Source organism: Leptolyngbya sp. AN02str (assembly GCF_050565595.1).
Taxonomy (GTDB): domain Bacteria; phylum Cyanobacteriota; class Cyanobacteriia; order Elainellales; family Elainellaceae; genus Kaiparowitsia.
The window spans coordinates 60576-75122 of the sequence record NZ_JBNXVR010000010.1 but is presented as its reverse complement, the minus strand read 5'-3'; the positions used below and the strand labels follow the sequence as shown (position 1 = coordinate 75122).

The following is a 14547-nucleotide window of genomic DNA, read 5'->3' as shown; positions in this document are numbered from 1 at the left end:
GCCAGAATCAGGGGATGAATCTGGCTCACACGGCGGCGGCCAAGTTTTAATAGCCTACGGTCTCTTTTCTCACGATAGATGAGGATTTGCTGAAGAGTTAGGATAGATCAGGATTTTGAAGGTGTCGGGAGTGGGTGAGACGGCGCGTTCTACGGCGAGGGGCAGGTCTTGTAGAGAAATGCGATCGCTCACCAGGCTATCTACATCAATGCGCCGATTGAACACAATATCGGCAGAGAGCGCTTGCAGTTTGAAGGAAGAACTGTAGCTGCCGATCAGGTCAATTTCGCGACGATAGAGAATATTGGGATTGATGGGAATTTCCACCTCATCGGGAAACTCTGCAAAGAACAGGATTTTTCCACCTTTGCGGGTGCAGTCCAGCGCTTGAGTAAAGGCTTTGGCACTGGGAACCGCGAGCAGCGTGGTATCCACACCCAGCCCATTGGTGAGGTCGTGGATTTTGGCAGTCAGCTCGGGATCGGTCGCGTTGAGGGCGGCTTCGGCTCCCAACTGTTTGGCTTTCTCCAGCCGAGAGGGAATCAGGTCGGTGGCGATCGCCCGCCCCCCAAAGTACTTCACCAGCATCACAAACATGAGCCCGATTGGCCCCGCCCCGGTGACGAGTACGGTTTGCCCTGGCTGCACCTGCGCCTTTTTTACCGCTTTGAGGCAGCAGTTGGTGGGTTCCACAAAGCTAGCCTGCTCAAAGGTGACCCCATCGGGAATTTCGAGCAGGCCGCCATGCTGCACAATGTGGCTCGGCACCTTCACATACTCGGCAAAGCCGCCACCGCTGGGCGCAAACCCTGCCGTGGTGGAAATGTTTTTGTACACATCGCACATGGAGTAGTTTTCGTTGAGGCAGTAGGCGCAGTGCATACAGGGAATGTGGTGCAGCACCACCACCCGCTGGCCCACCTGCCAATCCCGCACGGCAGAGCCCACCTGGGCAATCACGCCCGCCGTTTCATGTCCAAAAATGCGCGGCGGCTCGTATAGGGGATACAGGATCTTTTTAATATCCGACTGGCACAGACCGACGACGCGCACCTGCACTAGCACCTCATCCTCGGCCAGTTCTGGCACGGGCACGTCTTCGTAGCTGAGCTGCTTGACCCCGCGAAATACCTGCGCTTTCATTGCGATCGCCCCCTCTCTGCTGTGCACGGCTGACTGTTTTCTGGCTATTGCCATTGATTCTATCGCCTGCCATTGCCAGAAATTGCGAGAAACGGGGCGTTGCCTTGTCTAATCCGTTCATGGCTGTTTGAGGGTTGGCCCATTGCGCCAACCCTCAAACAGCATCCAAAGCGGACGTTAATCCAAGAACCAGCCCAGTCGATTGGTGGGTTCCACCAAAATAATCACATGCATCAATACATAGATGGCAATGGGCAGAAAGCGATAAAGCGCGATCGCCTTCGGTTCCGTTTTGCTCCAATAGCGCCAGTGAAACAGCAGCGTGAGCGCCGTCAAGATACACCACGGCAGCCAACTCAGCAGCATTAGGCCGAACCCTATGCCTGCAAACTCTACCCACCTGTAGTAGGTCGGGTCATCCTGCCCAAACAGGTACGGGTCGTTGATATAGGCTTGAGGGAATTGGCCCAAAATCTGAGCTGCCCGCGCTGTCATGCCCACCAGCCCTATCAAAAACAGAGTGGGCATGACAGCTAATCCCCAATGCACCAGCGTCAATCCTCGACGCACCGCCATCGGTGCAACCCATGTTTGCATCGCCCATCCCCTCCTCAAAACATGGTTTCAGCATTCCCATTCGAGCAAGTGGTGAATGCAGGACGGAAGAATAGAGTCATGCCTGCCAGAACGCTACAGCAAATTCAGCGGCTCAATATCGAGGCTAAGGCCCACGGTGTTGGGCACGCGCGATCGCAGGTCAGCCAGATCCAGCGCCCACTCCGTCCCCTCGGTGAGGGAACGCTTCAGCAGCAGGTGCCAACGGTAGCGCCCCGCCACACGGGCGATCGCCGCTGGGGCGGGTCCCAATACCTCGCAGGTGGGCAGGATCTGGGTGATGTGGGCTTTGAGGGCGATCGCCGCGTCGCGCACCGCTGCCAGATCCATACTGCTGAGGCGAATGACCGCCATGTGGCTAAAGGGTGGGTAGCCTAGCTCGGCCCGCTGCTGGAGTTCCGTTGCGGCAAAGGGTTCATATTCGTGCCGCTGTACCGCTTCAATTACCGGATGCTCGGGCGTGTAGGTTTGCAAAATGACCCGACCGGGTTCTTCGCCGCGTCCAGCCCGACCCGCCACCTGTACCAAAGTTTGAAACGCCCGCTCCCCGGCGCGGTAATCCGACAGATACAGCAACCCATCTGCCGCAACAATGCCCACCAGCGTCACCTGGGGCAAATCGATGCCCTTGGCCAACATTTGCGTACCCACCAGCAGATCGGCCTCACCATTGGCAAAGCGGCTGAGCAACGTGCGATGTGCCCCCTTGTGGCGAGTGGTGTCGCTGTCAAACCGGATGCAGCGTAAATCGGGGACTTGCTGCGCGAGTTCTTGCATCACCCGCTGGGTGCCACTGCCAAAATTTTTGAGATAGGGCGATGCGCAAGCCGGACACTCCCTGGGATGGGGCTGCCAAAAGCCGCAGTAGTGGCATCGCAGCGAGGCGGTACCATCCGCCTGCACCTGGTGATAGGTGAGGGAAATATCGCAGTGGGGGCACAGCATGACATGGCCGCAGTCTCGACAGGAGACAAACGTGCTGTGGCCGCGTCGATGGATGAATAAAATGCCCTGCTGCTGGCGATCGCGCAAATCTAAAATGGCTTCTTGCAGCGTCCGGCTAAAAATGGAGCGATTGCCCTGTCGCAGTTCCTGCCTCATATCCACGGTTTCGATCGGGGGCAACGGGCGCGCGTGAATGCGATCGGGGAGCGATAGGTACTGAAGTCTCCCCTCGGCAGATGGCAGCGGTGTGGGGGTTGGATGGTTTTGTGAATCCTCGATTGCCAGATTCACCGCTGCCAGATTCACCGCTGCCAGATTCACTGCATTGGGATGGGCCTGCATCCAGGTTTCTAAGGCGGGTGTTGCAGACCCCAACACCAATGGACAATCGGCCCGCTCGGCTCGCCACTGGGCTACCGTGCGAGCGTGGTACGTGGGCGCAGGCTGATCTTGCTTAAAGCTACTGTCGTGTTCCTCATCAAGGATGATTAGCCCTACGTCACGCAGGGGCGCAAACACCGCCGACCGGGTGCCAATCACAATGCGAGGGGAACCCTCTAGCATGTGCCGCCAGGTATCGTAACGTTCCCCATCGGAGAGGGCACTGTGGTACACCAGCACCCGCTGCCCAAACCGCGCCCGAAATCGGTCGGTGAGCTGGGGCGTGAGGCCAATTTCGGGCACCAAGACCAGGGCCGATCTTCCCTGTTGCAGCACGGGAGCGATCGCTTGCAGATACACCTCTGTTTTGCCTGATCCGGTAACGCCATGGAGCAAAAACGCCTGGTGGCCCTGAGCCTGGGCGATCGCATCCACTGCCTGTTGCTGAGCCAAGGTGAGCCCACGGGGCGGCGAAGAGGCCGCGGTCGTGGGAGTGGCCTCCATGCGCAGCACCTCTCGCGGTTGCACCACCACTGCGCCCTTCTGTTCCAGGGTCTTGATCAGGCTAGAGCTAACTCGGCATGTTTGCAACAGCTCTTGTAGCCACAGCTCGCCACCGCGACGGCGCAGTACGTCCACCACTTCGCGTTGGCGATCGCTCAGCTCTAGAGGAACGCCCGCCTGCACCAACGTGACGGCCTGCCGCTGTTTGGGCCGTACCGGAGTTGGTGGTTCTAAATAGCTCTCGACCCAGCCCAACTGCTGCAATTGTCGCAATGCCGCTGCCGCGCCGCGCACCTGCCGCTGGATATATTGCCAGGTGTAGTGCCCCGTTTTGCTGCGCTGAAGTAACTGCAACACCTGCCCTGCAGCCGGGGTCAGTGCCAGGAGGGAGTCAGGGTTGGCAGGGGGCGCCAACTCGGTCAGGCGAATTCGACGCTGCGATCGCCCTAATAGGCCCGGAGGTAGGGCTGCCTTAACCACCAGCATGAGCGGGGTGCAGTAGTAGGCCGCAACCCGCTGTAACACCTCCCAGTATCCGGAGGGAAAGAAGCCGCGCATCACAAGGGCCTCAACCGGACGAATCGTGGTTGGATCTAGGGTTGGCGGCAGCGTTGGGCAATATTGCAGCACCAGACCGCCCACCTGCTGCGCCCCAAACGGCACGCTCACAATATCTCCTGGGGCGATCGCCAGCTCCGGCGGTACTCGGTAGGTATAAGGCCCTTGTGCGCCAACACAATCGACTAATACCTCAATCCAGGTTGGCTGAGCACTCCAATGGCCTGTTGGTTCTGCTGCGTGGTTGGCCAATTGCTGAAACCCATCTGCGATCGCCACCATTGTGTCCTTAATTACGATGTGCAACTTGTGCAACGCGCGAGAGCATTGGCCAAACCCTGAAATCGGCCGGATCTTTCCTAGTTTAGCGGGTGCTTCGGCTTATCCAGAACCACCCTTCATCTGTGTTGGGTGATGGCTGCTCGGCAGGTGCAGCCTCCAGACGATCCAGCAGCCCATCAGCCTCAAAATCATGCTTCCTGGAAGCCGACTGCTAGCAACGGACTTTCTACGCCTTTGGGCAGACTTTTGTTCGAGCGGGATTGCGTGAAAGAGGCGGCAATTTCACAAGACATCAATCTGTTTAGTCAGGTCGGTTTATGACATCACTCGCCCCCCTTTTCTCGAAGGTCTCAAGTTTGATTGATCGATTCAGGAACCGATTCGGGGCGATCGGCTGGCCAAACCACGTTTAAATCTGCCCGATGATGATCCATCACATCGGGACAAAAAGTCGGCTCAGACAAGCTTCTAGCAGTTTAAAGACAAGTCATCTCACCCAGATCTAGCCTGACTCGGCATCATTTTGCCAGAGCGAACCGTCTTGTTTCTAAATGGCTCGAACAAAAGAAATTGATCGATCGCATCGATAGATGACCAAGCTATAACCCCAAAAACTTTCTCGAATCATCCTGCTTGATCGTGGCTTGTTTTCATTCGTGATGGATTTACGTTAAGGAATGGTACAAGTTCCTTGAAATTTGGGATTGCTGTAGTAAAGTCTTCGTCATCTCATCTTGGTTGGAGCCGCACTCGCGATTTCTGATCTGAAGAGAATCTGAGGGAGATCGCTTTTAGGAAATGATGGCGATCGCATCATCCATTCACCGACTCATCCATCAATCGGTCGCCCAATCAACCGCGAACCTCATTCTGAATCTATGGATTGATCTCGACCCGGATTTTTTTCATGAGATCGGAGCGGTAGCGGAGGAAATGCTGAAAGGGTTGCTGGCAGATCAACAGCAGTTGATCAGTCAAAGATCGAAACCACAGGTAACCAGATCGACGGGTGGGATCCTTGATTTCACTTAGGGTGTGTAAGGCATTTCCATAATTTTCTCTGAAGGGTTTGCTAAAAGGTAAAAAGCATTCTATAAAGTATTTGGTATTTCTGAAATATGGCAAAACTTGCCTGACTTATTAGTTTTTCACAAAAGATTTCATAGCCTTTCAACTCTATTCGGCGAATTATCTTGAATTAGAGTTTAAACTCGCCAGTTTTCCACAGGCTTCTCCACTCAGTCCCACCCTCTTGGCCCGACCTATGACAGCGCGATTTCATGACAATTCTGAACAGGTAGATTACAGCTTAACGATGGATGCCGTGAGTGACTTTGCTGGCGTTGCGGCTCCGGTAGATCCGTTCTTTGAGCCGGATGGATTTCATGAGGCCGATTTGGGATTGAGCGATCGCGACCTTGATGAAATGGAAACTGGGGCCGACGAAATTGATTTATTAGAAGATATGGTGTCGGACTCATCCGCGGTGGAGTCATCGGAAGAGCCCGATCCAGATGTGGTGGATGAGATTGAGGAACTTGCGGCTAGCTATTCTCCTGGCTATCGCAAAACCGCTTCGGATGATGCGGTAGGAGCCTTCTTTAAGGAAATGGCCCGCTATCCTCTGCTGCGTCCGGGTGAGGAAATTGAGCTGGCGCGAGAGGTGAAGTTTTTGGTGGCGGTGGATCACCTGCGCGATCGCCTGCGCAAAGAGCTGAGTCGCATTCCCACCAAGGCAGATATTGCGGCTGCCCTTCACTTGACCGAGCGCCAGCTCGATCAAAAGCTGCACCGCAGCCGCACCGCTAAGCGCAAAATGATTCGCTCAAATTTGCGGTTGGTGGTTTCCATTGCCAAGCGCTACCTCAATCGGGGGGTACCGTTCCTGGATTTGATTCAAGAAGGGGCATTGGGGCTGAATCGCGCCACCGAAAAATTTGACCCTGATAAGGGCTATAAGTTTTCCACCTATGCGTACTGGTGGATTCGTCAGGGAATTACCCGCACCATTGCCAACGATGCGCGCACCATTCGGCTCCCGATTCATATTGTGGAGAAGCTCAACAAGCTGAAGAAGGCGCATCGAGAACTGCGGCGTGAGCTGAACCGCAACCCGACGGAAGAGGAAATGGCCAAGGCGCTGGATATGCCGCTTGACCAACTGCGCAACTTGCAGCAAGTGCGGCGGCGATCGCTCTCGCTCAACCACCGTGTGGGCAAAGGTGAAGACACTGAACTGATGGAGTTGCTGGAAGACCAGAGCACGCGATCGCCCGAAGTGCAGCTAGGCGAGGCGATGATGCGCCAGGAAATTTACACCGTGCTGAGCGATGTGCTGACAGAGCGCGAAAAAGACATTATTGCCTTGCGTTACGGATTAGTCACGGGCGAAACTCACACGTTGGAAGAGGTGGGTGGTCTGTTCAATTTGTCGCGTGAGCGGGTTCGCCAAATTCAAACTAAGGCAATGCGCAAGCTACGGCGGCCCCAGGTTGCGGCTCGACTGCGCAGCTGGCTGCGTTAGCAGTTGGGGCCGAGGGCCAGCACTTGAGGGGCTTGGACGTTGGAGATGCAAGCGATCGCTTGCATCTTTTTGATTGAGCGAATCGATAGATGGGGCGATCGCTTGTCCGTTAGACTGGGGCTCTGGAACCGCAGCCATCAAGCGGTCATTGTTTCTCTAGATCTTTTGTTCCTCCAAAATTTGTATGACTCAGCTCGCAACCTCGCCCGTAACCTTGCGCTCTGCCACACCAGCCGACGCTCCTGCCCTATTTGGACTGATCTACGAACTCGCTGAATATGAAAAGCTGACCCACGAAGTGACCGGTAGCGCCGAAGAATTGGCCGCCCATCTAGCCAGCCACACCCATCCCAACGGGTCCATTCAGCGGCCCCTGGTTGAAGCAATTTTGGCGGAAGTAGAGGATAACGTTGTTGGGTTTGCGCTCTTTTTTAACAACTACTCAACCTTCCTCACCCGGAGTGGCTTGTATTTAGAAGATTTATTTGTGCAACCCAGTTATCGCGGGTTGGGCATTGGTAAAGCACTGCTGAGCCACCTGGGCAAAATTGCGCTGGAGCGGGGCTACGGTCGCGTGGAGTGGAGTGTGCTGGACTGGAACGAACCGGCGATCGGCTTTTATCAACGCATGGGAGCCGATGTGCTGACCGAATGGCATACCTGTCGCGTGACAGGGGAGGCGATCGCCCGCTTAGCTGCTCATGCCCCAACGGCCAAATAGGCCCAGGTTTCTGGATGAATACCAGACGAATGCTAGATGAATGCCAGAATCGCCAACAGCCCCGAAATTAGAACGCTCAAAGAATGTTGCATTCTACTGCCAAACCCTGAGCGATCGCCGTAAACTGCTTAAATAAGCCTTCACACGGCTTACCTCCGCAACATTTTGCGATTTTGTTTTGCGATTTTAGGATGATGGCGAATACTATGCCGAGAACCATTTGGGTCAATGAGCAAATCGATCCCTCCGGGTTGGTGTATACCTGTATCGCATGCTGCAATCAGGATCAGGCCGAAGCATGTCATGACTCATTCGAGAGCAACCTGACTGACGACCAAAAGGCATCGGGATGGGTTGCCCGAATGCGCATCGTCGAGTCGTGGGATGACGTTCCTGTTAATGCTCTCAAACTCGACTAATCAACTCTAGGGGCCTCGATGAGACTCCACTTCACATTAGAACTGGACTTACGCATTGGTGTTGTGGGTCACCCTACCCACAACACCAACACACCAGATTTAGTGGGCTTGCGTAAGTCCTGCAAAAGATATTTGGACGATATCGTGGGTTCGTATGTCGCAAGGTCGCAAAACCTGCCCACGTCCTCCTGTTTATCGCTGGGTTGGAGTCAAAGCCCATGCAATGGTAGGGCTCAAAAACATGGGCGATCGCACTCCCCTGACAGTGCACCCTGCCCTTCTGGCAACCCTCGTGGCGCTGTTGTAGCCATAATAAATGATTGATATCGCGGAGGCTTTTCCCGTCTCCGCGATATCAATCATCTGTAACCTACTAGAACCTACTGGATGCGGGCACCATCCTCATTAGTTCTGGTCCCGGTTGGCGCGTCGCACAATCCAATAGCTAATGGCAAGGGACAAAATCGCCACCCCAAGGCCAATCAGTTCTAGTCCAGTTGCCTGTTTGGAATCGAAGATAATAATTTTTCGGGCGACGGCAATGAGCGAGGTCACAATCACCAGTTCTACCTGCACAACATGCTTTTTTAGGTAAGCGGTGATATTTTCTAAAACCTCCATCGCAATCAGGACGTTCAGAAACAGCCCAAAAATTTCAATGAGAGTGGTGGAAAAGAAGCCATAGGGTTCTGAGCTCAATTCTTGGAGCAGAAACCGACCCAGATCGACAATCGCCACAATAATGACGACGATCATGGCCACAGACAAAGCCTTGGCAAATAAAGTTTCTAGATGCTTTAAACCGTTGGAAAACGACTCATCGCTACTAAAGGATGACCATAACCTAGACCAAAAATTTCGCGATCTCATATCCCTAGTGCACTCTTTCCCCCCAATAGCTTATCGGCTAACGTTCAGTGCGTCTGCATTCAAATCGATATTCTTTTCTTTAGATGCGATAGAGGGTGACCCAGAAATTGGCTGAACGCAACGGTCAACCTCTGGCACGGGTTCCAAATTCCCTAATGGAGTGATCACTCCCGGCGGCCACTGAGCGGCTTGCCTGGGTGTGATCACAGATTTGCCTCTGCTGGTTGAGCTGGATTGGAGGCTGAACATCCTGTCCGGTCAGGGCTCTTGAGCTTTTTATCGTTGATTGACAAGGGGCGATCGCCCCATCATCTGGCCTCCCAGTTTTGCTGCACATAAGCCTGGAGGACAACCACAGCGGTAGACTTGAAAATAGGCTCAATACAACTATCGTGTATCTGGGCTGCACGAGCTCATACAACAGGGTTTGGGCTGTGCTGTGACGTTTTTGGATGAGTGAAGATGGTGGATGCGCTCGTAATTGGCTCTGGCCCAGCAGGGGTAATCATTGCAGCGGCTCTGTGCGATCGCGGCCTGTGTGTTCACGGCTTAACCCCCACCGATCCCAATGAATCTTGGCCCAATACCTATGGCATTTGGGTAGATGAGCTAGAACCGTTGGGGCTTACGCAGCTGCTTAGCCATCGTTGGAAAGATTGCGTCATGTACGCGGGGCCAAAAAGGTTAGAACTCCCGCGCGAATACGGGTTGCTTGATAAAGAGAAGATGCGATCGCACTTTTTGGCTCAATGTCAGCAAGGCCACATGGTATGGCATCGGGGCAAAGCGGCCAACATCACGCAAGATGCCACCCATACCTGTGTCACCACCACCGATGGAACTCAGCTCAACGCCAAAATCGTGATTGATACCAGCGGCCACTTCCCCGCATTGGTGCAGCGCGACCACAAATCCGATATCGCATTTCAAGCGGCCTATGGCATTGTGGGGCGCTTTTCATCGCCGCCGATTGCGCCTCACCAGTTTGTCTTTATGGATTTTCGCTCCGATCATCTGACAGACAGTGAGCGACAAGAGCCTCCAACGTTTTTGTATGCGATGGATTTGGGAGATGGCATCTTTTTTGTGGAAGAAACGTCTCTGGCCAACTATCCTGCAATTCCCTTTGATGTGTTGGAGCGGCGGTTACATCAGCGGTTGGCGTTTTACAACATTCGGGTTTTGGAAGAACATCACGTAGAGCGCTGCCTGTTTCCCATGAATGTGCCGATGCCGACATTTGAGCAACCGGCGGTGGGGTTTGGTGGTGCGGCCAGCATGGTGCACCCGGCCTCGGGCTATATGGTGGGCTCGCTGCTGCGGCGTGCTCCTGGGCTGGCCGATGCGATCGCCCAATCGCTCCCATCGACTGACTCTCCTCAGGAGTTGTCTCGTGTGGCGTGGCGGGCGTTGTGGCCGTCGGAACGGCTGCGCAAGCGAGATCTGTATCTGTTTGGGCTAGAGAATTTGATGCAGTTTGAGGAAGCGCAGATACATCAGTTCTTTGCCTCATTTTTCCACTTGTCGTTGACCCAGTGGTCGGGCTTTTTGGCGGATACGCTGTCGATGCCGGAATTGATCCAGGCCATGATTTTGCTGTTTGGCAAAACCACCAACGATGTGCGCAAGGAGTTTTTGCGGTCTGCTTGGGCAGAGCGATCGCTCCTTTGGCAAGCGCTGGTGGCTGCCAAGTGATAGCCAGAGTTAGGGTTTGAGCGATCGCGCCCCGCCATTGAGGCTGGCCGCATCCAAATTCAAAAACGGCACCGCCCCATTGCCGCCCAGCACCTGCGGAAACTTGCCATCCCATTTTTCGATCGCTTGTTTTTGCAACAATTCTGCCGTTAGGGTTTCGCGCAGGAGTCGTTGGGCTTCGGCCTGTCCCTTGGCTCGGTTAATCGTGGCTTCGGCCTCTTGCTCGGCTTCGCGCGCGACGTAGACCGCTCGTTGGGCGCGCTGTTCGGCAATTTGCTTTTCTTCCACCGCACGCGAAAACTCTGCCGAAAAGTTGAGATCCACCACACTGGTATCCAGCACAATAATGCCGTACTTGTCGAGGCGCGTTCCCAATGCTTCGTCAAAGTCTTGCTTCAGCTCTTCCCGCTTGGTAATGGCTTCTTCCACTGTGCGGCGGGCGGCGGCCACCTTAAAGGATTCCTGCGTTTGGGGCGCAATGATTTTGGCCACAATGTTTTGCAGAGTGCCCTGAGTCCGGCGAATGGTTACCACTTCCATGGGATCAAGCCGAAAGTTGATGGCAAAGCTCGCCTCAAGCTGCTGCAAATCCTTGGTGGAACTTTGGGCAGGCACCTCAAACTTTTGCACGGTGACATCGTACACATCCACTTTGGCAATGAGCGGTGGCTTAAAGTGAACCCCCTCCAACAGCGCACCATCGCGGGCCTTGCCCAACAAGCTCAGCACCCCTGCCTCACCCGGATTGATAATGACAAAGGAGTTGAGCCCAATCAAAACCACCAATCCAACCAATGCCAACGCCAGTAGCGATCGCAAATTTAACTGCTCGTCCATCTTCGGTTCCTCGTTCCAAATTGACCACCCAGGCTCATCGACTGTAGCCCATCCCCATGGGGATTTCCGGGAAGGTTCAGTATTTTTCTAGAAAACCCGTTTAGAGGACAGCCGATAAATGCACGTCCCACGATCTGGGACTCTGCCCCACCCAAGACATGCTCAACCGACCGACTGCGTAGCCAGCCAGCTACCGGAGCGCTGGTAAAAGTACGACTAGACAAGTAAAGATGAAATCAGTATTTTTGTACTATCTTGCCACAGTAGCATGACCATCCTCTCGCCAGGAGAACTCTCATGGCAAAGTCCCGCAAGTTAGATGAGCTGACTGCCGCGTTGGCCGAGGTCCGTCACGATCCCTTTAGCAACGCAGCAACCAACACGGTGCGTCGGGTATTGCAAAGCCCTTATGGAACCGCGATCGCCCAAGCCACGCGCTTCATTGCCCAGTACGAATTGACCGATTTTATTCCCGAATTGGTGAGCACTTTTGAGCGTTGCATGCTGAACGGAGCCAAGACCGATCCCAACTGTTTGGCCAAGGAGGGGGTGGTCGATGCGCTCTATCGCTTGAATTATGGATTGCACATTGGAGATGAGAGCGTGTTTTTGCAGGGGATTCACCATGTGCAGATGGAGCCCGTATGGGGCGGGCAAATGGACACGGCGGCAAAGCTGCGTGGCATTTGCGCCATGGGTTTGGTGAGAATGAATTACCCCGATGTGCTGACGGAGTTGGCCGATCTGTTGGCCGATGCTGAGTCTCCGGCTCGCATTGCCGCTGCCCGTGCGATCGCCTATTCGGGACACCCCAGTGGAGTGGCCTTGCTGCGGTTGCGATCACGCATTGGGGACGAGCCAACGGTGATTTCAGAATGTCTGACGGCTTTGTTGACCCTTGATCCCCAGGGTTCGCTGTCATTTGTTGCTAGCTTTTTGCAGCACCCAGAGCCACAAACACAGGAACTGACTGCTCTGGTGCTGGGCGAGTCTCGCCTGCCACAAGCTTTGGGGCTACTCCAGCACTGGTGGAGCCACACCACCGAACCCGAGTTGCGCCAAACTGCTCTGCTGGCGATCGCCACCCTGCGATATCCCGATGCCATTCAATTTTTGCTGGGGTTGCTCAGCGATAGCCCCCCAACCCAAGCCAACGAAGCCCTGGCTGCCCTCAAAATCTATGAACATGATCCGGTCTTGTGGCAAGAGGTAAGCAATCGCGTGTCCCCCCGGACAGATCTGCCTCCATCCCCAGCCTGAATCAGCGGATGGGCTCATCATTCGACACTGTTGCACCATGAGATGGGTTGGAATCCCGCAGAAGACCCTGGAAGCGATCGCGCTAACGCTATGCTGAAAGATGTTCCATCCGTTGCACGGGCAGCTTAGTGTATGACAGCGCCATCAATTCAGTGGTATCCGGGGCACATTGCCAAGGCCGAGCGCAATCTGCTGGAGCAACTCAAAAAAGTAGATGTGGTGTTGGAAGTGCGCGATGCCCGAATTCCGCTGACAACCCAACATCCTCAGATTCCGCAATGGATTGGCAACAAGGAACGGGTGCTGATCTTGAATCGGGTGGATATGATCCCCGTGTCCTGGCGCGATCGCTGGAAAGCCTGGTTTGAAGCCCACGACGAATCCCCAATCTTTACTAATGCCAACCAGGGCGGCGGCATGAATGATGTGACCAAAGCCGCCCGAATTGTGGGCGATCGCCTCAATCAACGACGGCGCGAGCGGGGCATGTTGCCCCGGCCTGTACGAGCAGTCGTGATTGGCTTTCCCAATGTGGGCAAGTCGGCGTTGATCAACCGATTGGTGAAGCGGCGCGTGGTGGAGAGTGCGCGGAAGGCTGGCGTCACTCGGCAACTGCGCTGGGTGCGCATTTCCGACACGCTGGAACTGTTGGATGCACCGGGTGTACTGCCCTCGAAGCTGACCAATCAGGACAATGCACTAAAACTGGCCATTTGCGATGACATTGGGGAGGCTGCTTACGATAATCAGCGGGTCACGGCTGCGTTTGTTGAGCTGTTAAAAGATCTACAGTCCCAAGTTCCCGAAGGGGTGGAAGCATTGCGATCGCGCTATAGTCTTGATCCCAGCCTTTACACTGGCGAAAGTTACTTGGAAATCTTGGCTGAGCAACGGCACCAAGGTGATATTGAGCGTACAGCGCGCGAAATTCTCACTGATTTTCGCAAAGGTACTCTGGGAGCGATTCCCCTGGAGCTTCCACCTCAGGCATCCTGAGCATTTCCCCATCAGCTTTCTGGATCTGGTGTTGTGGGTAGGGTGCGTCGCACCCTACCCACAACACCAGATCCAGTGGGCTTGCGTAAGTCCTGTGAATATCAAATCTTGCTGAAGATCAAATCACCGGGGGCGATCGCCCCAGAGGACGGAATCACAAAGGTTTGAATGATCGATCCTGCCAGGGGTGAAACAGCAGTTCACCCCTAATTGCCGTCTCAAATACTGTCAGGACTTACGCAGTTGAATGATTTTTAGTATGAAGTGCGTAAGTCCTAACTGTGTCAAAATGTTTGGTTTTTGAAACTGTTTGTAACAGATTTCGTCGTTCTCTCAATAGATGCAGTATTTCTTAATTTCAATCTCTATAGTGTCAAAAATAGTTGGGTAAAATCATAGTTTGGTTGGATGGTTTGGCAGTCAAATCGATTCCGACCGCGTGCAGCCGATGTACAACTGACTGTGCCACGCTTGGCATCTCTTCGTGTTTTCTGTTATTCCTGTGAATGAGTTGCTTCAATTCCCAATCGCAACGGGCGATCGTTCACAATCTCTGCTGTTTAAATTCTTCAAGTCATCCTACTTCAGCTAGAGAAATCATTGACGCATTACCGCTAGCATGGTCTACAGCATGCATTTTTCAACTGATGAGTCTGATGGAAACTCACAATGTGGGATCGAGAACATCCTAGCTATGCATGCAATACAGCTTTTTTAACAATGTAGTTTTGGGTCATTTTTGCACAGCAAATGAGCAGTGAAATGATCTGTTCGTGCCTGACGTGTGTGTCTGTGAC

At 54.1% G+C, this 14547-nt stretch carries 14 protein-coding genes; 8 read left to right on the top strand and 6 right to left on the bottom strand.

Annotated elements, in window-relative coordinates; genetic code table 11:
* Window positions 1–69: 69 nt before the first annotated feature.
* The 3 genes from ACQ4M4_RS09965 to priA form a co-directional block, all read right to left on the bottom strand.
* Window positions 70–1170, bottom strand: a complete 1101-nt coding sequence (locus ACQ4M4_RS09965) for a zinc-dependent dehydrogenase (protein ID WP_430684344.1) — start codon at window positions 1168–1170, stop codon at window positions 70–72.
* Window positions 1171–1320: 150 nt separating this feature from the next.
* Window positions 1321–1740, bottom strand: coding sequence for a hypothetical protein (locus tag ACQ4M4_RS09960; protein WP_430684343.1), 420 nt, complete (start codon window positions 1738–1740; stop codon window positions 1321–1323).
* Window positions 1741–1833: 93 nt separating this feature from the next.
* On the bottom strand, window positions 1834–4452 hold the full coding sequence (priA, locus tag ACQ4M4_RS09955; RefSeq protein WP_430684342.1) for a primosomal protein N': 2619 nt from the start codon (window positions 4450–4452) through the stop codon (window positions 1834–1836).
* A gap of 108 nt (window positions 4453–4560) precedes the next feature.
* Here priA and ACQ4M4_RS09950 point away from each other — a divergent pair, with 108 nt between their 5' ends.
* On the top strand, window positions 4561–4749 hold the full coding sequence (locus ACQ4M4_RS09950) for a hypothetical protein (RefSeq protein WP_430684341.1): 189 nt from the start codon (window positions 4561–4563) through the stop codon (window positions 4747–4749).
* A 943-nt stretch (window positions 4750–5692) separates the two neighbouring features.
* Window positions 5693–6952 carry an RNA polymerase sigma factor, RpoD/SigA family gene (locus ACQ4M4_RS09945; protein ID WP_430684340.1) on the top strand — a complete coding sequence of 420 codons (1260 nt, stop codon included), beginning with the start codon at window positions 5693–5695 and terminating at the stop codon, window positions 6950–6952.
* On the opposite strand, the gene ACQ4M4_RS09940 is transcribed toward ACQ4M4_RS09945, so the two are convergent.
* Entirely contained in the window at window positions 6905–7090 is a 186-nt protein-coding gene (locus ACQ4M4_RS09940; protein ID WP_430684339.1) for a hypothetical protein, read from the bottom strand. The genes ACQ4M4_RS09945 and ACQ4M4_RS09940 overlap by 48 nt on opposite strands.
* A gap of 46 nt (window positions 7091–7136) precedes the next feature.
* On the opposite strand from ACQ4M4_RS09940, the gene ACQ4M4_RS09935 reads away from it, so the two are divergent.
* From ACQ4M4_RS09935 to ACQ4M4_RS09925, 3 genes are all read left to right on the top strand, one after another.
* The gene (locus ACQ4M4_RS09935; protein ID WP_430684338.1) at window positions 7137–7673 is read left to right on the top strand and encodes an N-acetyltransferase family protein; all 537 of its coding nucleotides are present in this window, start codon (window positions 7137–7139) and stop codon (window positions 7671–7673) included.
* Between the two features lie 206 nt (window positions 7674–7879).
* On the top strand, window positions 7880–8092 hold the full coding sequence (locus ACQ4M4_RS09930; protein WP_430684337.1) for a glycogen debranching protein: 213 nt from the start codon (window positions 7880–7882) through the stop codon (window positions 8090–8092).
* Window positions 8093–8246: 154 nt separating this feature from the next.
* Entirely contained in the window at window positions 8247–8399 is a 153-nt protein-coding gene (locus tag ACQ4M4_RS09925; protein WP_430684336.1) for a hypothetical protein, read from the top strand.
* A 98-nt stretch (window positions 8400–8497) separates the two neighbouring features.
* Here the strand turns inward: ACQ4M4_RS09925 and ACQ4M4_RS09920 are convergent, their stop codons facing one another.
* Window positions 8498–8962, bottom strand: a complete 465-nt coding sequence (locus tag ACQ4M4_RS09920; RefSeq protein WP_430684335.1) for a phosphate-starvation-inducible PsiE family protein — start codon at window positions 8960–8962, stop codon at window positions 8498–8500.
* Between the two features lie 462 nt (window positions 8963–9424).
* On the opposite strand from ACQ4M4_RS09920, the gene crtL reads away from it, so the two are divergent.
* Entirely contained in the window at window positions 9425–10657 is a 1233-nt protein-coding gene (gene crtL, locus ACQ4M4_RS09915; protein ID WP_430684334.1) for a lycopene beta cyclase, read from the top strand.
* 9 nt (window positions 10658–10666) lie between these two features.
* Here crtL and ACQ4M4_RS09910 read toward each other — a convergent pair whose 3' ends face one another.
* Window positions 10667–11494, bottom strand: a complete 828-nt coding sequence (locus ACQ4M4_RS09910) for a prohibitin family protein (RefSeq protein WP_430684333.1) — start codon at window positions 11492–11494, stop codon at window positions 10667–10669.
* Between the two features lie 297 nt (window positions 11495–11791).
* Between ACQ4M4_RS09910 and ACQ4M4_RS09905 the strand changes: the two genes are divergently transcribed.
* Both ACQ4M4_RS09905 and ylqF read left to right on the top strand, forming a co-directional pair.
* Window positions 11792–12754 (top strand): HEAT repeat domain-containing protein, encoded by a 963-nt coding sequence (locus ACQ4M4_RS09905; protein WP_430684332.1) that lies wholly within the window; start codon window positions 11792–11794, stop codon window positions 12752–12754.
* Window positions 12755–12886: 132 nt separating this feature from the next.
* On the top strand, window positions 12887–13750 hold the full coding sequence (ylqF, locus tag ACQ4M4_RS09900; protein ID WP_430684331.1) for a ribosome biogenesis GTPase YlqF: 864 nt from the start codon (window positions 12887–12889) through the stop codon (window positions 13748–13750).
* Window positions 13751–14547 lie beyond the last annotated feature (797 nt).

Coding starts and splice junctions, on each gene's coding strand:
- ACQ4M4_RS09960 (WP_430684343.1), bottom strand. CDS start 1,740: ATGCAAACATGGGTTGCACCGATGGCGGTGCGTCGAGGATTGACGCTG.
- ACQ4M4_RS09950 (WP_430684341.1), top strand. CDS start 4,561: ATGGCTGCTCGGCAGGTGCAGCCTCCAGACGATCCAGCAGCCCATCAG.
- ACQ4M4_RS09945 (WP_430684340.1), top strand. CDS start 5,693: ATGACAGCGCGATTTCATGACAATTCTGAACAGGTAGATTACAGCTTA.
- ACQ4M4_RS09940 (WP_430684339.1), bottom strand. CDS start 7,090: ATGGCTGCGGTTCCAGAGCCCCAGTCTAACGGACAAGCGATCGCCCCA.
- ACQ4M4_RS09935 (WP_430684338.1), top strand. CDS start 7,137: ATGACTCAGCTCGCAACCTCGCCCGTAACCTTGCGCTCTGCCACACCA.
- ACQ4M4_RS09930 (WP_430684337.1), top strand. CDS start 7,880: ATGCCGAGAACCATTTGGGTCAATGAGCAAATCGATCCCTCCGGGTTG.
- ACQ4M4_RS09925 (WP_430684336.1), top strand. CDS start 8,247: ATGTCGCAAGGTCGCAAAACCTGCCCACGTCCTCCTGTTTATCGCTGG.
- ACQ4M4_RS09920 (WP_430684335.1), bottom strand. CDS start 8,962: ATGAGATCGCGAAATTTTTGGTCTAGGTTATGGTCATCCTTTAGTAGC.
- crtL (WP_430684334.1), top strand. CDS start 9,425: ATGGTGGATGCGCTCGTAATTGGCTCTGGCCCAGCAGGGGTAATCATT.
- ACQ4M4_RS09910 (WP_430684333.1), bottom strand. CDS start 11,494: ATGGACGAGCAGTTAAATTTGCGATCGCTACTGGCGTTGGCATTGGTT.
- ACQ4M4_RS09905 (WP_430684332.1), top strand. CDS start 11,792: ATGGCAAAGTCCCGCAAGTTAGATGAGCTGACTGCCGCGTTGGCCGAG.
- ylqF (WP_430684331.1), top strand. CDS start 12,887: ATGACAGCGCCATCAATTCAGTGGTATCCGGGGCACATTGCCAAGGCC.